Source organism: Herbaspirillum hiltneri N3 (genome assembly GCF_001267925.1).
GTDB lineage: Bacteria > Pseudomonadota > Gammaproteobacteria > Burkholderiales > Burkholderiaceae_D > Herbaspirillum > Herbaspirillum hiltneri.
Genome location: NZ_CP011409.1, coordinates 1,020,835 through 1,041,348 on the forward strand (window position 1 = coordinate 1,020,835; position 20,514 = coordinate 1,041,348).

Sequence of the window (20,514 nt, forward strand, 5' to 3'; positions counted from 1 at the left end):
CTAGAATCGGGACATGCCGGGGACGGCATACAGGACCTTACGCAGAACTACCTATGGCCGCATGTGACCACATATCGCGGCCCTGATTACGGAACACGTCATGTTGAAAAATATAAAAATTGGTCCGCGGCTTGGGGGCGGCTTTGCAGTAGTTCTGGTATTTTCGATCCTGGTGGCGGGGATCGGCATCTTGCGGCTGAAGGCCGTGACCGAGGAGACGCGCTCCATGATGGACGAGCCCTTGCGCTCGGAGCGACTGGTGTCGGAATGGAATACCCTGCTGCTCAACGCGATCCAACGCACGACTTCAGTCGTGAAAAGCAAGGATCCCGAACTGGATGCCTTCTTGTCAAAGGAGGCCGCACAGTCGAGCAAGGCCTCCGCCGAGACCCTGGCGCAAGTGGAGAAGCTGCTCTCGACGGAAGAAGAACGCCAGCTGTTCAAGAACATCAACGACTACCGCAAGAAATTCCTGACCGTCAGGGACAGCATCTACAAGCTGAAAAAGGATGGCAAGGCGGAAGAGATCGCCGCAGTCTTTGAAGCGGAGTATCTGCCGGTCGCCAAAGGCACCCAGGACGCCATGCGCAAGCTGCTCGACTTCGAGCGCGGCAGAATAGACACCATCGCCCAGCATGTGGAAACGACGGCCGAAAATAGCCAGAAACTGATCTTTGCACTCGAGGGCGTGATTCTCCTGGCCGGCATCTTCTTTGCCATCGTGCTGACCAAGAGCATCACGCGCCCGATCGACATGGCGCTGGCGATTTCCAAGCAGGTATCCTCTGGCGATCTGACTTCGGAGGCCAGGATCGTCAGCAAGGATGAGGTGGGCCAGCTCGTCATGTCCTTGCAGAGCATGAGCGAGCAACTGCATGTGATCGTCTCGAACGTCCGCAACGGCGCCGACAGCATCGCCATTGCCTCCGGCGAGATCGCTTCCGGAAATCTGGATCTCTCGTCCCGCACCGAGGAGCAAGCCGGTGCACTGGAAGAAACCGCCGCCTCGATAGAGCAGCTGACTGCGAGCGTCGGCAAGAACGCGGAGAATTCCGGCAAGGCGCACCAGCTGGTGACGTCTGCCGCAGAAGTCGTCAGCGAAGGCGGCGACGTCATGGCCCAGCTGATCGAGACGATGAATACGATCAACGAGTCTTCCCGCAAGATCGTCGACATCATCAGCGTCATCGACAGCATCGCATTCCAGACCAATATCCTGGCGCTGAACGCCGCCGTGGAAGCGGCCCGGGCCGGCGAGCAGGGCCGGGGGTTTGCGGTGGTGGCGTCCGAAGTGCGCGGACTGGCCCAGCGTTCCGCCACGGCGGCGAAGGAAATCAAGATACTCATCAATGAATCGGTGGACAAGGTCGCCTCCGGCAGCAAGCTGGTGGAACAGGCCGGCGCCACCATGAGCAAAGTGGTGGGAAGCGTGCAGAGCGCCAACACGCTGGTCAGGGAGATCAATTCGGCCAGCCAGGAACAGGCCGCCGGCATCAAGGAGGTCAATCAGGCGATCTCCCAGATGGACGGCGTGACGCAGCAAAACGCGGCGCTGGTCGAACAAGCCGCCGCAGCGGCGCATTCGCTGGAAGATCAGGCGAGAAACCTGAAGCAGCTGGTCACTGTGTTCAAACTGAAACCGGCGGCGCACTAGTCGCGGCGGCGCCGTACGAAACAGCCCGGCGGCAAGTAAAAAGAGCCTGGCCGGCACTACCCCGAGGTGGTGCCGGCCAGGCTCTTTTTACATGTACGTACTTACTGCGCTTGCAGGTAGCGCTCCACCAGACGCGTCCAGTAGGCCGCTCCGACCGTCACGTTGTCGTCGTTGAAATCATAGTGTGCGTTGTGCAGCATCGGCTGGCCGGCGCCATTGCCGACCCGTACGAAACAACCGGGACGCTGTTGCAGGAAGTAGGCAAAATCTTCGCTGCCGGCGATCGGTCCGAACGGTGCGATGATCTTGTCTGCGCCGACCAGTTCCTCCGCGATCTGCCTGGCGAATTCGGTTTCGGCTTCCGAATTGATCAGCACCGGATAACCGCGGATGTACTCGATCTCGGCGCGGGCGCCATAACTCTCCGCATGCGACAGCACCAGTGCGCGGATGCGTTGTTCGAGCAACTCGCGCACTTCCGGCTTGAAGGAGCGCACGCTCAGCTCCATGGCGGCGTGTTCCGGAATCACGTTGGCGGCATGGCCAGCATGCAGCGATCCGACCGTCACCACAGCCGTTTCCATCGGATCGACATTGCGCGAGACCACGGTCTGCAGCGCCATCACGAGGCTGCTGGCGGCGACCAGCGGATCGACCGACAGATGCGGGCGCGCCGCGTGGCTGCCCTTGCCGATGATCTTGATCTTGACCGTGTCGCAGGCTGCCATGAAGGCGCCTGCGCGGAACATGAAGGTGCCGGTGGCGACGCCGGGGTGGTTGTGCATGCCGAAGATGGCGTCGCAGGGGAAGCGTTCGAACAAGCCGTCCCTGAGCATCTGTTCGGCGCCGCTGTTGAAGCCGGCTTCTTCGGCAGGCTGGAAGATCAGGTTGACGGTGCCGTCGAAACGACGCGTGCGCGCCAGTTGTAATGCCGCCCCCAGCAACATCGCGGTGTGGCCGTCGTGGCCGCAGGCGTGCATTTTCCCCTGATGTTCGCTGGCGTAGCTCAGTCCGGTCATCTCGTGGATGGGCAGGGCATCCATGTCGGCGCGCACGCCGATGCTGCGCGTGCTGCTGCCGGCGCGCAGCGTGGCCACCAGGCCGTTGCCGCCGATGTTGCGCGTGACCGCATAGCCCCAGTCTTCCAGCCGTTCCGCCACCAGCCGCGCGGTGTCGACTTCTTCATACGACAATTCGGGATGCTGGTGGATGTGGCGGCGAATGCCGACCAGTTCGTGCTTGACGTCATCCAGATCGGCGATCTGGCAAAACTTTGTGCTCATGGATTTGCTCCGGATGAAGAATTGTTGTCAGAACGTGTTTACGATCTGTAGCGAGCGGCCCTCAGTTGTCGCTAAACGGCACGGAAACACCGGAATGTACCTAAGTACATGAGGATGTTGAGTACCGTTTAGCGGCAAATCAGGGTCGCGCAGTAAGATCGCAAACACGTTCTCAGGCTGCCAGTCTGCGCGCCAGCACCTGCTTGCCTTGTTCGGCCAGGTCCCAGAACAGGCCCGCCATGACTTGCAGCGATTCGCGCGAGACGCTGGCAAGTATATGCTCGTTGGGCGCGTGCTGTGAGCAGGCCGGGTAGGAATGCGGCACCCACAGCGTGGGCAAGCCGAGCACGTCGGAGAATACGTCGTTGGGCAGCGATCCGCCGAGGTTGGGCAGCAGCGTCGGCTGCTTGCCGCTGGTTTCCTGCATCGACGCCAGACCCCAGCGCACCCACTCGTCATCAGGATTGAGGCGGGTGGCGGAAAACTGGATGCCCGACAGCGTCACTTCGACATCGGTATAGCCATGGGCATCGAGATACGAACGGATGTTGGCGATGAAATTGCGGTCGTCGCTGCCGACCACGAAACGGATCTGGCAATGTGCGTGGGCGTGACCGGGAATCGCATTGACCGGCGCTTCCGGATTGCCGGTCTTGAAGGCCAGCACTTCCAGTGTGTTCCAGCCGAACACGCGCTCGGCCGGCGTCATGCCGGGTTCGCCCCAGTCGGCATCGACTTCTGGATCATTGGGGCCGCCGCCGACTTCGACATCGCGCAGCGCGTGGCGCACGCTGTCGGGCAAGCCATCCGGCAACAGGCTGGGCACGCGGATGCGGCCCTTGCCGTCGACCAGGCAGGCAATCGCATTGGCCAGGCGCACGCCGGGGTTGCGCAGCAGGCCACCCCAGTTGCCGGAGTGGTGGCCGCCGTCGCGCGCGTTGACGCGCAGGTCGAAATTGCAGCCGCCGCGCGAGCCCAGGAACATGGTCGGCGTCGGCGCATTGACGCGCGGACCGTCGGAGGCGATGAAGAGATCCGACCTCAGTTTCTCGGCGTACTGTGCGGCGACTTCCTTGAGCCCCGGCGAACCGGCCTCTTCTCCCATTTCGAGGATGACCTTGACGTTGTAGCCGAGCTTGCCGCCGCGCAGTTTCAAGACCTCCGCCAGGGCGGCGAAATTGATGGTGTGCTGGGCCTTGTTGTCGGCGATGCCGCGACCGTACCAGCGGTCGCCTTCGACCACGATTTCCCAGGGCTTGAGTCCGGCGCGCCATTGATGGTCGTAGCCGCGCACGACATCGCCGTGGCCGTAGGTCAGCAGGGTAAAGGCAGCGCCTTCCTCGATGCGCTCGGCAAGCAGGAACGGCGTGCCGTCCGGCAGCGGATTGTCGATGATCTCGCAGTGGAAACCGAGGTCTTCCAGTTCGGGCTGGATTTCCAGTCGCAGGTAGTCGTACAGGATAGGCCTGCTTGCGGCTTCCTGGCTTTCGGTACGGATGGCGACGCGTTTTTGCAGTGCCTGCATGAAACGGCCATCGTCAAAATAGGCGCTCGCCTGCGCGATGGCTTGTGCTCTGCTCATGTTGCTTCTCCTGTGTAGTCGTCAATCATTTTTAATGTGGCCGGGCGCGGCCGGCTGCTCTCATTCGCTCGCCGCCAGCTCCGGAATGCCCAGGCCCGGCTCGGGCGTCAGCGCCGACGCCAGCAGCATGCGCGTGTAGGGATGTCCGGGAGCGGAGAAAATCTTTTCACGGGTTTCCAGTTCGACGATGCTGCCCTTGTGCATGACGGCGACGCGGTCGACCAGGTGTTCGACTACGCCCAGGTCATGGCTGATGAAGAGATAGGTCAGGCCGAACTCGGCCTTGAGGTCCAGCAGCAGATTGAGGATCTGCGCCTGCACCGAGACGTCCAGCGCCGACGTCGGTTCATCGCAGATCAGGATGTCCGGCTGCAGAATCAGGGCGCGCGCAATCGCAACGCGCTGGCGCTGGCCGCCGGACAGCTGGTTCGGATACTGGCCGTAAGTGCGCTCCGGCATGCCGACCAGGTCGAGGATCTTGCGCACCGCTTTTTGCCGGTCGGCGGAAGAGCCGACGCGATGCAGCCTGAGCGGCAGGCCGACAATCTCCGACACGGTCTTGCGCGGATTGAGCGAAGAATAGGGGTCCTGGAAGATCGGCTGGATGTGGCGTGCGTTGTCCTTGCGCAGCGTCGGATCGACTTCCTGGCCGTTGATCAGCACATTGCCGCTGCTCGGTTCGAGCAGACCCAGCAGCATCTTGGCCAGCGTGCTCTTGCCGCAACCCGACTCGCCGACCAGGCCTAGCGTCTCGCCGCGATACAAGCGCAGCGACACGTCGTTGACCGCCCTGATCTCGCCGGGCGCCTTGAACATGCCGCGCTTGAGCGCGTACACCTTGCCCAGTGAACATAGCTCGAGCGCAATGTCGCGGTCCGGCTGCGTGTCCGGTGGAGGCGCGGTCGGCGCTACGCCGGTATCGATGGTATTCATGCAGCCACCTCGTTCAATGGCATCGCTTGCGCAGCCGCGATCTTGTGGCAGCGCGCGTAGTGAGTCTTGCCGTCGGCCGCAGTGTTGAGCATCGGCGGCTCCTGTTCGCAAACAGCGTCGGCCAGCGTGCAGCGATTGCGGAAAGCGCAACCGCGGACCTCGCCGGTCAGGCTCGGCACCACGCCGGGAATCGCTTGCAGCCGGCTGCCCGGCGGCGTCTTGCCGCGCACCGGAATGCAGTTCAGCAAACCGCGCGTATAGGGATGCAGGGGCGCCGCGAACAGCTGCGCGACGTCGGTTGTCTCCACCACCTGGCCGGCGTACATCACGGCGACGCGATCGGCGATGCGCGAGACCACGCCGAGATCATGGGTGATGAACACCACGGCAGTGCCGAACTCGCGCTGCAGATCGCGGATCATGCGCAGGATCTGCGCCTGGATGGTGACGTCGAGCGCGGTTGTGGGCTCGTCGGCGATGATCAGGTCGGGACTGCACATCAGCGACATGGCGATCATCACGCGCTGGCGCAGCCCGCCCGATAGTTGATGCGGATATTGGCGCAGGCGGTCCTCGGCGTTGCCGATGCCGGTCCTGTGCAGTAAATAGATGGCGCGCTCGCGCGCTTCGGCGCGGGTGACGCCGGGGTGTTCCAGCATCGCCTCGCACAGCTGGTTGCCGAGCGTATAGGCCGGGTTGAGCGACGTCATCGGCTCCTGGAAGATCATCGCCATGCGCTGGCCGCGCAGCTGGTTGAGCTGTTTTTCCGTCAATCCCTGTAGCTCGACGCCGTCGAATGCGAGGCGGTCGGCCGTACAAATGGCCTTGCGCGGCAACAGTCCCATCAGCGCCAGGGAAGTCATCGACTTGCCGCAGCCGGATTCGCCGACCAGGCACAGCATTTCGCCGCGCCTGACATGGAAGTCGATGCCGCGCACGGCGTGCAGCAGACCGTTCTCGGTAGGCAGGTCGACACGCAGGTTCTTTACATCGAGCAAGACATCGGACAGGACGCTCATGGCTTGCCCCTTTCAGTTGCGGCCGTCGGGCGCATTGACATCGCGCAAACCGTCGCCGACCAGGTTGATGGCCAGCACCAGCAGCGCCAGCGCCAGACCGGGGATGACGATCACCCAGGGCTTGAAGAACATGTAGGACTTGCCTTCGGCAACCATCAGCCCCCATGACGGGGTCGGCGGTTGCACGCCGAGGCCGAGGAAGGACAAGGTCGCTTCCAGCAGAATCGCATGCGCCATTTCCAGCGTGATCACGACGATCAGTGCGCTCATGATGTTGGGCAGGATTTCGCGCACCAGGATGTACGGCGTCGACGCGCCGATGGCCTTGGCCGCCGCGATGAATTCGGCATCGCGCAGTTGCTGCGTGGCCGACCGCGTGACCACGGCGAAGCGGTCCCAGAGCAGCAGGCCTAGCAGGATGATCACCACCTTGAGCGAGCCGCCCACCAGCGATGCCATCGCCAGCGCCACCAGCACCACCGGCATCGACAGCCGTGTGGTGATGATGTAGCTGATCAGCGCATCGACCCGGCCGCCGAAGTAGCCGGCCAGCACGCCCAGCGTGGTGCCGATCAGGCCCGAGATCAGCGCCGCCGCGGCGCCGATGATCAGCGACACGCGCGCGCCGTGGATCAGGCGGCTCAGGTAATCGCGGCCGAGCTTGTCGGTGCCGAGGATGTGCTCCCAGCTGCCCTGCGCATTCCACACCGGCGGGATCAGGCGTTGCGCGACGTTCTGATCGTAAGGGTCGTGCGGCGCCAGCAGCGGTGCAAACAATGCCGCCAGCACGATGACGGCGAGGATGGCTGCACCCAGCACCAGGCCGCGATGGCCGAGCATGCGATTGAGCTTGCGGCGCCACAGCGGCGCCGGTTTTAGCGCGCCCTGCAACAGGCCGCCGGCAGGGAGGGTGGAAGTCGAGATGGTCGTCATGGCGATTCCTCAGCGGGTGCGGATGCGCGGGTCGAGCAGCGCGTTGATGACGTCGGCCAGGAAGGTCAGGCCGATGTAGAACATGGCGATGATCAGCACCACTGCCTGCACCACCGGATAGTCGTTGCGTGAAATGGCGTCCCAGGCCAGCTGGCCGAGTCCCTGCATCGAGTAGACCGATTCGATCACCACCGAGCCGCCCAGCATGAAACCGAGTTCGACGGCGGCCAGCGCCACCACCGGGATGACGGCATTGCGCAGTGCGTGCTTGAAGATCACCTTGCCTTTGCTGAGGCCTTTGGCGCGTGCGGTGCGGATGTAGTCGGAACCGAGCACCTCGAGCATGCCGGCGCGCGTGAGCCGCATCATCGCGGGCATCGCGTAGTAGCCGAGAGCGATGGCCGGCAGCACGAAGTGTTCCCAGTTCTCGTTGCCGGACACGGGAAACCAGTGCAGCGTGACGGAAAAAATCAGGATCAGGCTCAGGCCGAACCAGAAGCTGGGCATGGCCTGTCCCACCACGGCAATCACCAGCGCCGCGCGGTCCAGCCAGGTGTCCCGATAAATCGCCGCCAGCACGCCGAGCGGAATGGCCACCGTGACGGCCAGCAGCAAGGCGATGCCGCCCAGCTTCATGGTGATCGGCAGGCGTTCGGCCACCATTTCCATGACCGGTCCCTGGAAGTAGAAGGACTTGCCGAAATCGAGATGCATGGCGTTGCCCAGCCAGTCGACATACTGGGACATCATCGGCCGGTCGAGGCCGAACTGGACGCGTATTGCTTCCACCTGCGAGGCGCTGGCTTCAGGTCCCGCAATCGCCGTAGCCAGGTCGCCCGACATGTGCAGCAGTGAAAAACTGACGATCGATACCGTCACGGCGACGCACAAGGCAATCGCAAGGCGGCGCAAGAGATAGATCAACATGGCGGCAAGCCCTCTTCACGTTGGCTGGGCGGACGGCGGTTGCCGTCCGCCATGGCGGAACTACTTCCAGCTGGCTTCGTAGAAGCGCGGCAACTCATCCGGATAGCCCTGGAACTTCAGCTGCGAGTTGTAGGCGTAAAAGGTGGAGTAGGAAAATAGCGGCGCCATGAATGCCTGTTTTGAGATCGACTCCAGCGCCTTCGAGTAATTGACCTTGCGCACCGCCGGATCGGTCGAGCTGTCGGCGGTTTCCAGCCATTGGCGCACTTGAGGATCCTTGGTGATGTCGTCGCTGCCGCCCTTGAAGAACACGCCCGCGAATGCCGAGGTGTCGTTCATCGAGAACGATCCCCAGGCCTGGAAGGTCAACGGCGTCTTGCCGTTGCGGTACTCCACCTGCAGCGCCGCGTATTTCATGTAGTGCAGGCGGGCGCGGATGCCGACCTTGTGCAGGTCTCCGATGATGGCCTCGGCGAATTCGCGCTCGCGATAGGCATAGATATCGGTATCGAAGCCGTTCGGAAAGCCGGCGGCGGCGAGCAGTTCTTTCGCCTTGGCCGGGTTGTACTCATAGTTGATCGCGACCTTGGCGTCACACCCGAACTGGGTGCGGAAGCACGCGGTGTAGATCGGCTTGCTGCCGCCGCGCACCAGGTTGTCGGCAATGCCTTTGCGATTGATTGCGTAGTTGATGGCCTGGCGCACGCGCAAGTCCCTCATCGGCGAGTTGGGCGACGACGAGCCGGGCGCGTCGATGGTCAGGAAACCCACCCGCATGGTCTCGCCGCTTTGCACGGTGACCTTGGGCATGCTCTTGAACGACTCGGCCTGGTCGGCCGGCACGCGCCAGATCCAGTCGACGGCGCCGGTCATCAGCTGGGCGGAGCGGGTTTCCGGATCCGGAATGACGACGAACTTGATGTTGCCGATCTTGGGCTGGCCTTGCGGACTGTCCTTGAAGTAGTTGTCATTCTTCACCAGGGTGACGCCTTGCCCGGGCGTCACGCTGGTGGTCTTGTACGGACCGGTGCCGATCGGCGCCTTGGAGAAGCCTTCGAGGCCGACCTTCTTGAAGTACGCGCCCGGATAGATCGGCAACGGACCGGACAGGTATTCGAGCGCGGCCGGGAAAGCCTGTTTCAGGTTGATGCGGACTTTGTAGTCGCCCAGCTTTTCGGCGCTCTTGATCCAGTCGGTGTTCTGGCGCGTGACGGCCTTGGACTCATTGGAGACGACGTAGTTGAAAGTGAACACGACATCGTCGGCGCTGAACTTGTCGCCGTTCTGGAACTGCACGCCCTGGCGCAGATCCAGCACCAGCGCGGTCGGCGATTCCCATTTCCAGGCGGTCGCCAGCTGCGGTTTGTAGTCGCCGCTCTTGGGATCGCGGTAGATCAGCGTGTCCCAGATCAGGTGCGCGAGGATGACGCCTTCGCGCAGGTTGTTGTGATACTGGCTGATGTTCTCGACTTCGCTGTCGGATGCGTAGACCAGCGTGTCGTTGGCCTTGTTGGCCAGCGCCGGCGCCGACATCGCCATGCCCGCCGCAGTCGCCGCCAGCAGCAATGCGCCGCGCGTCCGGCTCGCCAGCGACTTCTGCATCATGTTCTTCTTCACGTTCATTGCAGCCCTTCCATTTGAAGTGTTGGGGAAAACAACGCCGCCACACGATGGCGTGGCACAACGACGTGCAATGGATACTAGGTCGATTGCGGGGGTGCCACAATTAGAGAATTACGAAGCCAGCGTTGCTGTAATGAGAATGCAGGATTGTCGATTGCCATGAAAAACGGCTAATCTGTCGTCATTCGCTGCAAAAAAGGAAAGTCATGAAATCGCAATATCTGCAGGACACGGCGCTGCGCTACTTTCTGGAAGTGGTGCGCTGCGGCTCCATCGCCGCAGCCTCACAACGCCTGAACGTCGCAAGTTCGGCCATCAGTCGCCAGATCAGCAACCTGGAATCCTTGCTCGACACCGTCCTGTTCGAGCGCCGGCCGCGCGGCATGGTGCTCAGCGCCGGCGGCGAGATGCTGGCCGCGCACGCACAAAAGGTCACGCTGGAGGCCGACCGGATGGTGGCCGATTTGCTGGCGTTGAAGGGATTGCGCCGCGGTCGCATCCGCGTGGCGGCGTCGGAAGGTTTCGGCATCGACTTCCTGCCGCGGGTGATCCGCGGTTTCCAGCAGAAATATCCGGCCATCCAGTTTCAGGTCTACGTCGGACCGCCGGGGCTGGTCTCGCGCCAGGTGCGTGAAGGCGACTCCGACATCGGCGTGACCTTCAACCGGCTGCCGGAACCCGACATCAAGATCGCGCATCAGCAGCCCGCGCCCGTGCTGCTGCTGATGCGCAAGGGCCATCCGCTGAGCCGCTTCAAGAGCGTCACGCTGTCGCAACTGCGTCCTTATCCGCTGGCGCTACCCGAGCAGGACACTACGCTGCGGCAATTGTTCGACCTGGCCTGCAGCCGCCAGCAATTGGTGTTCGAGCCGGTGTTGACCAGCAACTACATCCAGACGCTGCACAACTATCTGCTGGAAGGCGATGCGCTCTCGCTGACCGGGGAAGTGACGGTGCGCTATCGCCAGGATGTTCTGACCATGGTGCCGATCAGCGACCGCGCGCTTGACGGCCGCTACGTCGAGGTGCAGACGCTGTCGGGCCGCACCTTGCCGCGCATTGTGGAGATCTTCCTCGACTACCTGCTGGCGGAGCTGAACAAGGATTAGGCGCCTTTCACCTTTCACCTCTTATCGCTCACCTCTCACCTTTCATGTCTCACAGATGCAGCTGCGTGGTCGACAGCACTTCCTTGATCACCATGAAGGTGCGCACCTGGCGCACGCCCGGCAGGTAGAGCAACTGTTCCGCATGCAGGCGGTTGAAGCTGTCGTTGTCCTTGGTGCGCACCAGCATGAAGTAGTCGAACTCGCCGGTGACGACGTGGCACTCGAGGCAACCCGACACCCTTTGCACGGCCTTTTCGAACGCCGTGAACGACTCCGGCGTGGAGCGATCGAGCACCACGCCGATCATCACCAGCGTGCCCGCATCGAGCGCGCGCGGATTGAGCAGCGCCACAATTCCCTTGATCAGGCCAAGTTCCTTGAGCCGCTCGACGCGCCGCAGGCAAGCCGGCGCGCTGAGGTTGACCCTGGCCGCCAGCGCCACGTTCGAAATCGATGCATCGCGCTGGAGCAGTTTGAGGATGGCGCGGTCGGTACGATCGAGCGAGTCGTTGAAGGATTCGTCGGCAGCGCTCTTGCTACGCAATTTTGTTGCTTTCATATTTTATTTCTCAAAATAAAAATAATAAGAAAATGCATTGCTTAATGATACTCGCCAAATAATAACCAAAGTTTGCAACCCTGGTTTGCGTGTTAATTCCTAAAATGAATGCCAGCGTCACCTCGATTTCCAGTATCAAGAGGCCCCACATGCCGTCTTTGTTCGCGAGTTTCGATGCCTGGATCCCCGTCCCCACTTTAGGAGCTGCACACATGAATCTGAAGAAATTCGCCCGCTATCCACTGACCTTCGGCCCGACGCCGATCCAGCCGCTCAAACGCCTGAGCGCCCACCTGGGCGGCAAGGTCGAGCTGTATGCCAAACGTGAGGATTGCAACAGCGGTCTTGCCTTCGGCGGCAACAAGACGCGCAAGCTGGAATACCTGATTCCGGAAGCGCTGGAAGGCGGCTACGACACCTTGGTGTCGATCGGCGGCATCCAGTCGAACCAGACGCGCCAGGTGGCTGCGGTGGCGGCGCATCTGGGGTTGAAATGCGTACTGGTGCAAGAGAACTGGGTGAATTATTCGGACGCCGTCTACGACCGCGTCGGCAATATTGAAATGTCGCGCATCATGGGCGCCGACGTGCGTCTCGACGCCGCCGGTTTCGACATCGGCATTCGCAAGAGCTGGGAAGACGCGATGGAAAGCGTGCGCCAGAGCGGCGGCAAACCGTATCCGATTCCGGCCGGTTGCTCGGAACATCCGAAGGGCGGCCTCGGCTTCGTCGCGTTTGCTGAAGAAGTGCGCCAGCAGGAAGAAGAGCTCGGCTTCAAGTTCGACTACATCGTGACCTGCGCCGTCACCGGCAGCACGCAAGCCGGCATGGTGGTGGGCTTTGCCGCCGACGGCCGCGCCGACCGCGTGATCGGCATCGACGCATCGGCCAAGCCGCAGCAGACCTTCGATCAGATCCTGCGCATTGCAAAGAACACCGCCGGGCTGGTGGAACTGAACTACGACATCACCGAGAAAGACGTGGTGCTCGACACGCGTTTCGGCGGCCCGGAATACGGTTTGCCGAACGACGGTACGCTCGAGGCGATCCGCCTGTGCGCGCGCACCGAAGGCATCCTGACCGATCCGGTGTATGAAGGGAAATCGATGCACGGCATGATCGAGAAAGTACGCCTGGGCGAATTCCCGGCCGGCTCCAAGGTGCTGTACGCCCATCTGGGCGGCGTGCCGGCATTGAATGCCTACAGCTTCATCTTCCGCAACGGCTAAGAACGTATTTGCGATCTTACTGCGCGACCCTGATTTGCCGCCGTTTAGCGACAACCGAGGGCCGCCCGCTACCGATCGTAAACACGTTCTAAGCGCTGCGCCTGCTTTTGCGCAGCAATGCATGAGGTCCGCCGGCGCCGTCAACACTTCGGTCGCCGCCGGACCTTGTCCGCTTCAACAGGTATCGCCGCGCATGGATCCATGCGCATGGGAGAGCCGTCATGAGCCCGGTAGCCAGTCCCGCCATCGTCCTGCTGCAGCAACTTGAAACCTTGCTCAGGGATCCCGTCATGGGGCCGCGCGTCGCGCAACGTGTTGCGGCGGCCATGGAGGCCGTCGTGCAGGAGAAAAACGCGGGCGAGGCAGTCAGGCCCGATCTCGAGGCCTATGCCCGGTTGTGGATCCCGGCATGGGACGAGGCTGGCAGGGAGCAGGCATGGATTTCATTGGCGTCGATATGAAAGAGGAGTCGGCGGCCGGCGCCACCTGTCCTAATCAGCCGCCATGCGTTCGCGCGCCAGCTGTGCGGAGCTCTGGCGCACTGCCCAGCGCACCGGCCTGGCCGCCACGCCGACCGCGCGTTGCAGCAGCACCTGCTGTAGCGGCCGCAGCGGCGTCAACCCCAGCTGCTGCTTGGCCCAGCTGGGCAGCAAGTCCACGCCGGCGCGCGTCATCAGGCGCGTAAACGGCAGCGCAAGCGCATTCGGCGCCGGCGCATTCAACACCAGCTCCACCGTCTTGAGCGTACGCTCTTCGCAGCGCAATTGCGGGCGCATGCCGTCGATATAACTCTCCAGGTCCTTCAGATTGCGCGGCACGCCGACGGCGCCGAGCTTCTCGGCGACCAGTGCGATTTCATCGAGGTAACGATCCTGCATCGCCAGGCTGAAGTCCGGATTGCGATAGCGCACGTAGGCGCGCAGGAAGCACCATACTTCCGCCGCATGCACCCAGGTCAGCAGCGCCGGATCGTCGGCGGCATAGCTGCGGCCGTCGGCGGCGACGCCGCGTACACTGGCGTGGATGCGTCGAACGCGTTCGATCAGGCGTTCGGCGTCGGCGCTGTTGCCGAAGGTCGTCCCCGCGATGAACTGCGCAGTGCCGCGCAAGCGGCCGAGCATGTCCTGCTGAAATGTGGAATGATCCCACACGCCCGCCAGCGGCAGCGGGTGCAGCATCTGCAATAGCAGAGCGCTGACGCCGCCGATCAGCATGGAAGTGAAGTCGCTGTGCACCTGCCAGCAGGCCGAATCCGGCCCGAACAACCCGGGGTCGCCCTTGGGCAGGCGGAAGTCGGGGCTGCCGGGCGGGCGGCTGATACTGATGACGCTGGCTTCGATGCGGCTGCGCAGGGCTTCCATGGAGGTTCTCGTGGGGCGGAGGGCAAATGGTAAGGCTTTTGCCGGCCAGATGCAGGGCGATGGCAGGTGGATAGTCAATGCCTTGCGGCAACATGACAGCAAAATGACGGCAAAATGACAAAAGCGTGGCATATAGGCAGAAAGCGCCAGACAAGCCCCGGGCAGCAGCCGGACGCGAAGTTATTCTGAGTATAATTAAAGTCTTACTTCAGGGAACCAAAGTACATGTCAATGGTCGAGTTGGCGCTGCGTCGCCCCTACACCTTTATTGTGATGGCGATGCTGATCGTGCTGTCCACGCCGCTCGTCCTCATGAAAATGGCGACCGACATCTTCCCGGAAATCAATATCCCGGTCATCAGCATCATCTGGAACTACAACGGCTTGTCCGCGCAGGAAATGGGCCAGCGCATCGCCGCGCAGAATGAGCGCGGGCTGACCACCGTAGTCAGCGACATCGAGCACATCGAATCGCAATCGCTGGCCGGCGTCGCCGTGATCAAGGTGTTCTTCCAGCCGACCGCCAACATCCAGAACGCCATTGCGCAGACGGTCGCCTCGGTACAGTCGCAACTGCGCCAGCTGCCGCCCGGCATCACGCCGCCGCTGGTGATCAAGTATTCCGCATCCAGCATCCCGGTCATGCAACTGGCGCTGTCGAGCCCGACGCTGCCGGAGCAATCGCTGTTCGATGCCGCCATCAACACGCTGCGGCCGCAACTGATCACCATTCCCGGCGTGGCCGTGCCGTTCCCTTACGGCGGCAAGACCCGCCTGATCTCGGTCGACCTCGACACCCAGGCATTGCAGGCGCGCGGCCTGTCGCCGGTCGATGTGGTCAACGCCGTCAATACGCAAAACCTGATCCTGCCGTCCGGCACCGCCAAGTTCGGCGCCACCGAATACACGGTCAAGATGAACGGCTCGCCGGAAGCCGTGGCCGGCCTCAATGACTTGCCGGTGCGCACCAGCAACGGCGCCACCACCTACCTGAAGGATGTCGCCTACGTGCGTGACGGCTTTTCGCCGCAGACCAACGTGGTGCGCCAGGACGGCGTGCGCGGGGTGCTGCTGTCGGTACTCAAGAACGGCGGCGCCTCCACGCTGGACATCGTCAACAACCTGCGCGCGCTGTTGCCGCAAGCGCAGCAGACCATGCCGTCCGACGTCAAGATCACGCCGCTGTTCGACCAGTCGCTGTTCGTCAAGGCGGCGGTCAAGGGCGTCGTCGCCGAAGCGCTCATCGCCGCCGGCCTGACTGCGGCGATGGTGTTGCTGTTCCTCGGCAACTGGCGCAGCACGCTGATCATCGCGCTGACGATTCCGTTGTCCATCCTGGCCTCGATCCTGATCCTCTATATGCTCGGGGAGACGCTCAACCTGATGACGCTGGGGGGGCTTGCGCTCTCGGTCGGCATCCTGGTCGACCAGGCCATCGTGACGATTGAAAACATCGAGCGGCACATACACATGGGCAAGCCGCTGCACGACGCCATCATTGTCGGCGCCGGCGAAATCGGCGTGCCGGCCTTTGTCTCGACAGTATGTATTTGCATCGTGTTCGTGCCGATGTTCTTCCTGTCGGGCGTGGCGCGTTTCCTGTTCGTGCCGCTGGCCGAAGCGGTGGTGTTCGCGATGGCGGCGTCGTATATCCTTTCGCGCACGCTGGTGCCGACGCTGGTGATGCTGCTGATGGGCGGCGTCCACGGGGCGCAAGGTGACACCGGCGGCGGCAAACCGAGCCTGCTGCAACGACTGTACCGCGGCTTCGACAGCCGTTTCGAACACGTGCGCCGCGCCTATACGCTGGTGCTGTCGTCGCTGCTGTCGCACCGGCGCCGCTTCGCGCTGGCTTTCCTCGGTTTCTGCGTATTGTCCTGCCTGCTGTATCCCTTCCTCGGCCGCGACTTCTTCCCCAACGTCGACGGCGGCCAGATTCGCCTGCACATGCGCATGCCGACCGGCACCCGCATCGAGGAAACCGCGCGCGCCGCCGATCAGGTGGAGGCGGCCATCCGCGAAATGATCCCGGCCGATGAACTGGAAACCATCCTCGACAACATCGGCGTGCCGAACAGCGGCATCAATCTCTCTTACAGCAATGCCGGCACCATCGGCACGCTCGACGGCGAAATCCTGATGTCGCTGCACGAAGGGCATCGGCCGACGGAGAAACTGGTCAGCATGCTGCGCGCGGAATTGCCCAAACGCTTCCCCGGCATCGAGTTCTTTTTCCAGCCGGCCGACATCGTCACGCAGATTTTGAACTTCGGTTTGCCCGCCGCGATCGACGTGCAATTCACCGGTCCCAACCTGCAGCAGAACGCCGAGCTGGCCGCCCAGCTGACCAAGCAGATCCGCCAGATCCCCGGTGCGGTCGACGCCCACGTGCATCAGCGCCTCGACGGCCCGGCGCTGGACATGCAGATGGATCGCACACGCCTGCAGCAGTTCGGCCTGTCCGCCGCCAACGTCGGCCAGAACGTACTCATCGCATTGTCCGGCAGCTCGCAGACGACGCCGGCCTTCTGGCTCAATCCGCAGAACGGCGTGGTCTATAACATCGCCGTGCAGTCGCCGCAGTACCGTGTCGATTCGCTCGACGCGCTGCTCAACATCCCGGTCGGTGCGGGCGGCGGCGCCGGCGCCGGCGCCGCTGTGACGGGCGCGCCCGTCAATACGCAACTGCTGGGCAATCTGGTGGAAGTGAAGCCGGCCCGCCAGCAAGCGATTTCTTCGCGCTACAACATCCTGCCGGCCATCGACATCTATGTCAGCGTGCAAGGCACCGACCTGGCCAGCGTCGCCGGCAAGGTCGAGAAGCTGGTCGCGGAAATGCGTCCCAAGCTGCCGCGCGGCAGCCAGATCGTCATACGCGGCCAGGTGCAGACCATGCAGTCCTCGTTCATCGGCCTGGGCGTCGGCCTGGCGATGGCGATCGTGCTGGTCTACCTGCTGGTGGTGGTGAACTTCCAGTCGTGGATAGACGCGGCGATCATCATTGCTGCGCTGCCTGCCGCGCTGGCGGGCATCGCCTGGATGCTGTTCATCACCGGCACCACCTTGTCGGTGCCGGCGCTGACCGGGGCCATCATGACCATGGGGGTGGCGACCGCCAACAGTATCCTGATCGTCTCGTTTGCACGCCAGCGCCGCGAAGAGGGCGCCACGCCGCTGGCCGCCGCGCTCGAATCCGGCGCCACGCGCATCCGGCCGGTGCTGATGACGGCGCTGGCGATGATCATCGGCATGATCCCGATGGCGCTCGGCCTGGGCGAGGGCGCGGAACAGAATGCGCCGCTCGGACGCGCCGTGATCGGCGGCCTGATCTTCGCCACCGTCTCGACCTTATTTTTCGTCCCCGTCGTTTTCGCGGGCGTTCACCAACGGCTGGCGCGCCGCCAAGAAGCGCGCCGGCAACACGGGCACGGACCGGCCGACCAGCCGCCTCAGCCTCAGCAGCCGTAACAGGAGATTTGAAGCAATGTCGCAAGAACGTCATTCCCAACTCGGCATCCACCCCCTCGATCCGGGCGAGGCTGGAGAGCTGCTGAAGCGCCGGCAAATCGTGCGCCGCACCCGTCTCATCGTCATCATCGTGCTGGTGCTGCTGGCCGCCGGCGCTGCGCGCACGGTAATCAGCCGCGTGTTCAACGCACGAGAACTGGAAGCCGGCACCGCCGAGCGCGCCAGGCAATACGTCAAGACCGCCATCGCCAAGAGCAGCGACGCCAGCCAGACGCTGTCGTTGCCCGGCACCTTGCAAGGTTATGTGCAGTCGCCGATCTCGGCACGCGCCGGCGGCTACCTGAAACGCTGGTACAAGGACATCGGCGCCCGCGTCGAAAAGGGCGAGCTGCTGGCCGAGCTCGACACGCCGGAAATCGACCAGCAGCTGTCGCAGGCCGTGGCCGCGCGCCAGCAGGCCGCGTCCAGTCTCGAGCTGGCCAAGAGCACCGTCGATCGCTGGGAGGCGCTGCGCAAGAAGGACGCTGTCTCGCAGCAGGAACTCGATGAGCGCCGGAGCGGCTATTCGCAGGCGCGTTCCAACCTTGCCGCCGCCGACGCCAACGTCGAACGCCTGCGCCAGGTGGAAGGCTTCAAGCGTATCGTCGCACCGTTCGCCGGCGTGATCACGCGCCGCAATGTCGACGTCGGCGACCTGGTCGATCCGGGCGCCGGCGGCGGCACGGCGCGCGCGCTGTTCCTGCTGTCGCAGACCGATCCGCTGCGCGTGTACATCAACGTCCCGCAGTCGTATTCCAACCTGGTCAAGCAGGGCCAGAAAGTGGTCGTCACGCAAACCGAATTGCGCGGCCAGAAATTCGACGGCAAGGTGGCACGCACCGCCGCTTCGATCGACACCGCCACACGTACTATGCAGGTCGAGGTGTCGCTGCCCAATCCCGACGGCGCGCTGATGCCGGGCGCCTTTGTGCAGGTTGCCCTGCCGCTCAAGCCGAGCGGTGCGCTGGTGGTATCCACCGATGTCTTGCTGTTCCGTCGTGAAGGCACGATGGTGGCGGCAGTCGACGCCGGCAACAAGATCCGTCTCAAGCGCGTGCAGATCGGCCGCAACTTCGGCCAGACCGTGGAAGTGCTCGACGGCATCACCGGCGATGAGCGCCTGATCCTCAATCCGTCGGACTCGGTGGCAGAAGGCGATGAAGTCGCGGTCGCGGCCGACACCGCTGCACCGAAGAACAAGGACGGCAAACCTGCGCCAGAAAAGGCCAAGTCGTGATGCAGCGACCATTAGTCATGGCGGTTTCTGTTGCGGCAGTCGTCATTGCACTGGCCGGTTGCGCCGCCGGTCCCGACTATCGCAAGCCCGACGTCGAGATGCCGGTGACCTGGCAGCTCGATACTCCGTGGCGGCAAGGCACACCCAGCGATGATCAAGCCAAGGGGCCGTGGTGGGAGCGCTTCGGCGACGCCAGACTGAACGCCTTGCAGCAGCAAGCGATCGACGGTAACCAGACGCTCGCCATCGCCGCTGCACGCCTGACGCAGGCGCGCGCTACCGCCAACGCCGCATCGGCCGGCATGTATCCGCAGGTCGGCGTCAGCACGCGCGCGTCGCGCCTGCGCATCGCAGGCAATCGTCCGCTGACCAATTACAACTCTCCCAACTTCGCCACGGTGCAAAACGATTTTGCGCTGGGCCTGAACGCCAGCTACGAAGTCGATCTGGCCGGTCGCGTACAGCGCAACGTCGAAGGCGCGCGCGCTTCGTCGCAACAGTCGGCCGCCGATTTCGAGAACACACGGCTGCTGCTGAGCGCCGACCTGGCCGGCAATTATTTCAACCTGCGCGAGCTGGACGTCGAACTCGATGTGCTGTCGCGCTCGATTGCGCTGCAACGCAAGGCATTGGAACTGGCGACTTCGCGTCATGACCTCGGCGCCACTTCCGGCCTCGACGTCGCTCAGCAGCAGGCGCTGCTCGACACCACGCTGACCCAGGTCGACGTGCTGCGCAAATCGCGCGCGCAATACGAACACGCCATCGCCACGCTGGTCGGCACGCCGGCGCCGCTGTTTTCGCTGGCGCCGGAACTGGTGCCGATGACGCCGCCCGCAGTGCCGTTGGGGGTACCGTCGGATCTGCTGGAACGCCGTCCCGACATCGCCTCGGCGGAACGCGCCATGGCCGCTGCCAATGCCCAGATCGGCGTGGCCAAGGCGGCGTTCTATCCCAGTATCATGCTGGCGCCGTCGTATGGCGTCGACAGCCGCAATATCGATACCTTGTTCAATGCGCCCAGCGTGGTGTGGTCGCTCGGCGTGTCGCTGGCGCAGACCATTTTTGACGGCGGCCGCATCAGCGCCAACGTCGATTTCGCCAAGGGCGGCTATGAAGCATCGGTGGCGTCTTACCGGCGCGTCGTGCTGACCGCGATGCAGGAAGTGGAAGACGGCATCACCGGCGTCGCCGCACTGGACCGCGCTTACGCGCAGGCGCAGGCGGCCATCGTCAGCGCGCGCCGCGTACTCGATCTCGCCAACAGCCGCTATGAAGGCGGTGTATCGACTTACCTCGACGTGATCTCGGCGCAGCAGTCGCTGCTCAACAGCGAACGCCAGGCCGCGCAGTTGCTGGGCCAGCGCATGCTGACCTCGGTGTTCCTGATCAAGGCCTTGGGCGGCGATTGGCCGGATGCGCAGGTCGCACGGAAATAGCCGGCGGATAAAACGGGGGCCTCGGCCCAATGCCGATCAGTTAAACGCAATCGTTTCTTGAAGTGATAAGAGTCGTAAAAATAAGAGGCGCCGCTCCGAATAGTTTCGTAGCGGCGCTT

General features: G+C 63.2%; 16 protein-coding genes. 7 read left to right on the plus strand and 9 right to left on the minus strand.

Features of this window, described 5'->3' with window-relative positions; translation table 11 throughout:
- Positions 1-100: 100 nt before the first annotated feature.
- The gene (locus F506_RS04640) at positions 101-1,654 is read left to right on the plus strand and encodes a methyl-accepting chemotaxis protein (protein ID WP_053195553.1); all 1,554 of its coding nucleotides are present in this window, start codon (positions 101-103) and stop codon (positions 1,652-1,654) included.
- A 101-nt stretch (positions 1,655-1,755) separates the two neighbouring features.
- Here the strand turns inward: F506_RS04640 and F506_RS04645 are convergent, their stop codons facing one another.
- The 7 genes from F506_RS04645 to F506_RS04675 all read right to left on the minus strand — a co-directional run bounded on the left by F506_RS04645 (position 1,756) and on the right by F506_RS04675 (position 9,870).
- Positions 1,756-2,937 (minus strand): M20 aminoacylase family protein, encoded by a 1,182-nt coding sequence (locus tag F506_RS04645; RefSeq protein ID WP_053195554.1) that lies wholly within the window; start codon positions 2,935-2,937, stop codon positions 1,756-1,758.
- A gap of 172 nt (positions 2,938-3,109) precedes the next feature.
- Complete coding sequence (locus tag F506_RS04650) at positions 3,110-4,519, minus strand: M20 family metallopeptidase (RefSeq protein WP_053195555.1); 1,410 nt, start codon at positions 4,517-4,519, stop codon at positions 3,110-3,112.
- Between the two features lie 60 nt (positions 4,520-4,579).
- Positions 4,580-5,452: an ATP-binding cassette domain-containing protein gene (locus tag F506_RS04655; RefSeq protein ID WP_053195556.1), complete on the minus strand. Its 873-nt coding sequence runs from the start codon at positions 5,450-5,452 to the stop codon at positions 4,580-4,582.
- The gene (locus tag F506_RS04660) at positions 5,449-6,471 is read right to left on the minus strand and encodes an ABC transporter ATP-binding protein (protein WP_053195557.1); all 1,023 of its coding nucleotides are present in this window, start codon (positions 6,469-6,471) and stop codon (positions 5,449-5,451) included. The genes F506_RS04655 and F506_RS04660 overlap by 4 nt, the downstream gene beginning before the upstream one ends.
- Positions 6,472-6,483: 12 nt before the next feature.
- Complete coding sequence (locus F506_RS04665) at positions 6,484-7,404, minus strand: ABC transporter permease (RefSeq protein ID WP_144423995.1); 921 nt, start codon at positions 7,402-7,404, stop codon at positions 6,484-6,486.
- Between the two features lie 9 nt (positions 7,405-7,413).
- Positions 7,414-8,331 (minus strand): ABC transporter permease, encoded by a 918-nt coding sequence (locus F506_RS04670; RefSeq protein WP_053195558.1) that lies wholly within the window; start codon positions 8,329-8,331, stop codon positions 7,414-7,416.
- A 60-nt stretch (positions 8,332-8,391) separates the two neighbouring features.
- Positions 8,392-9,870, minus strand: a complete 1,479-nt coding sequence (locus F506_RS04675; protein ID WP_407638238.1) for an ABC transporter substrate-binding protein — start codon at positions 9,868-9,870, stop codon at positions 8,392-8,394.
- Positions 9,871-10,160: 290 nt separating this feature from the next.
- Here F506_RS04675 and F506_RS04680 point away from each other — a divergent pair, with 290 nt between their 5' ends.
- On the plus strand, positions 10,161-11,063 hold the full coding sequence (locus tag F506_RS04680) for a LysR family transcriptional regulator (RefSeq protein ID WP_053195560.1): 903 nt from the start codon (positions 10,161-10,163) through the stop codon (positions 11,061-11,063).
- Between the two features lie 49 nt (positions 11,064-11,112).
- Here F506_RS04680 and F506_RS04685 read toward each other — a convergent pair whose 3' ends face one another.
- Positions 11,113-11,622 carry an Lrp/AsnC family transcriptional regulator gene (locus tag F506_RS04685; RefSeq protein ID WP_053195561.1) on the minus strand — a complete coding sequence of 170 codons (510 nt, stop codon included), beginning with the start codon at positions 11,620-11,622 and terminating at the stop codon, positions 11,113-11,115.
- A gap of 212 nt (positions 11,623-11,834) precedes the next feature.
- Here F506_RS04685 and F506_RS04695 point away from each other — a divergent pair, with 212 nt between their 5' ends.
- Together F506_RS04695 and F506_RS04700 are read left to right on the plus strand one after the other, a co-directional pair.
- Positions 11,835-12,851: a 1-aminocyclopropane-1-carboxylate deaminase gene (locus tag F506_RS04695; RefSeq protein ID WP_053195563.1), complete on the plus strand. Its 1,017-nt coding sequence runs from the start codon at positions 11,835-11,837 to the stop codon at positions 12,849-12,851.
- A gap of 221 nt (positions 12,852-13,072) precedes the next feature.
- Positions 13,073-13,312 carry a hypothetical protein gene (locus F506_RS04700; protein ID WP_053195564.1) on the plus strand — a complete coding sequence of 80 codons (240 nt, stop codon included), beginning with the start codon at positions 13,073-13,075 and terminating at the stop codon, positions 13,310-13,312.
- A gap of 30 nt (positions 13,313-13,342) precedes the next feature.
- Here the strand turns inward: F506_RS04700 and F506_RS04705 are convergent, their stop codons facing one another.
- On the minus strand, positions 13,343-14,212 hold the full coding sequence (locus tag F506_RS04705; RefSeq protein WP_053195565.1) for an oxygenase MpaB family protein: 870 nt from the start codon (positions 14,210-14,212) through the stop codon (positions 13,343-13,345).
- A gap of 225 nt (positions 14,213-14,437) precedes the next feature.
- Here F506_RS04705 and F506_RS04710 point away from each other — a divergent pair, with 225 nt between their 5' ends.
- Genes F506_RS04710 through F506_RS04720 form a run of 3 tightly spaced genes read left to right on the plus strand, consistent with a single transcriptional unit; the run spans position 14,438 to position 20,395 of the window.
- Positions 14,438-17,680: an efflux RND transporter permease subunit gene (locus F506_RS04710; protein WP_053195566.1), complete on the plus strand. Its 3,243-nt coding sequence runs from the start codon at positions 14,438-14,440 to the stop codon at positions 17,678-17,680.
- A 16-nt stretch (positions 17,681-17,696) separates the two neighbouring features.
- The gene (locus F506_RS04715) at positions 17,697-18,956 is read left to right on the plus strand and encodes an efflux RND transporter periplasmic adaptor subunit (protein WP_053195567.1); all 1,260 of its coding nucleotides are present in this window, start codon (positions 17,697-17,699) and stop codon (positions 18,954-18,956) included.
- Positions 18,957-18,973: 17 nt separating this feature from the next.
- Entirely contained in the window at positions 18,974-20,395 is a 1,422-nt protein-coding gene (locus F506_RS04720) for an efflux transporter outer membrane subunit (protein WP_407638221.1), read from the plus strand.
- Positions 20,396-20,514: the final 119 nt, after the last annotated feature.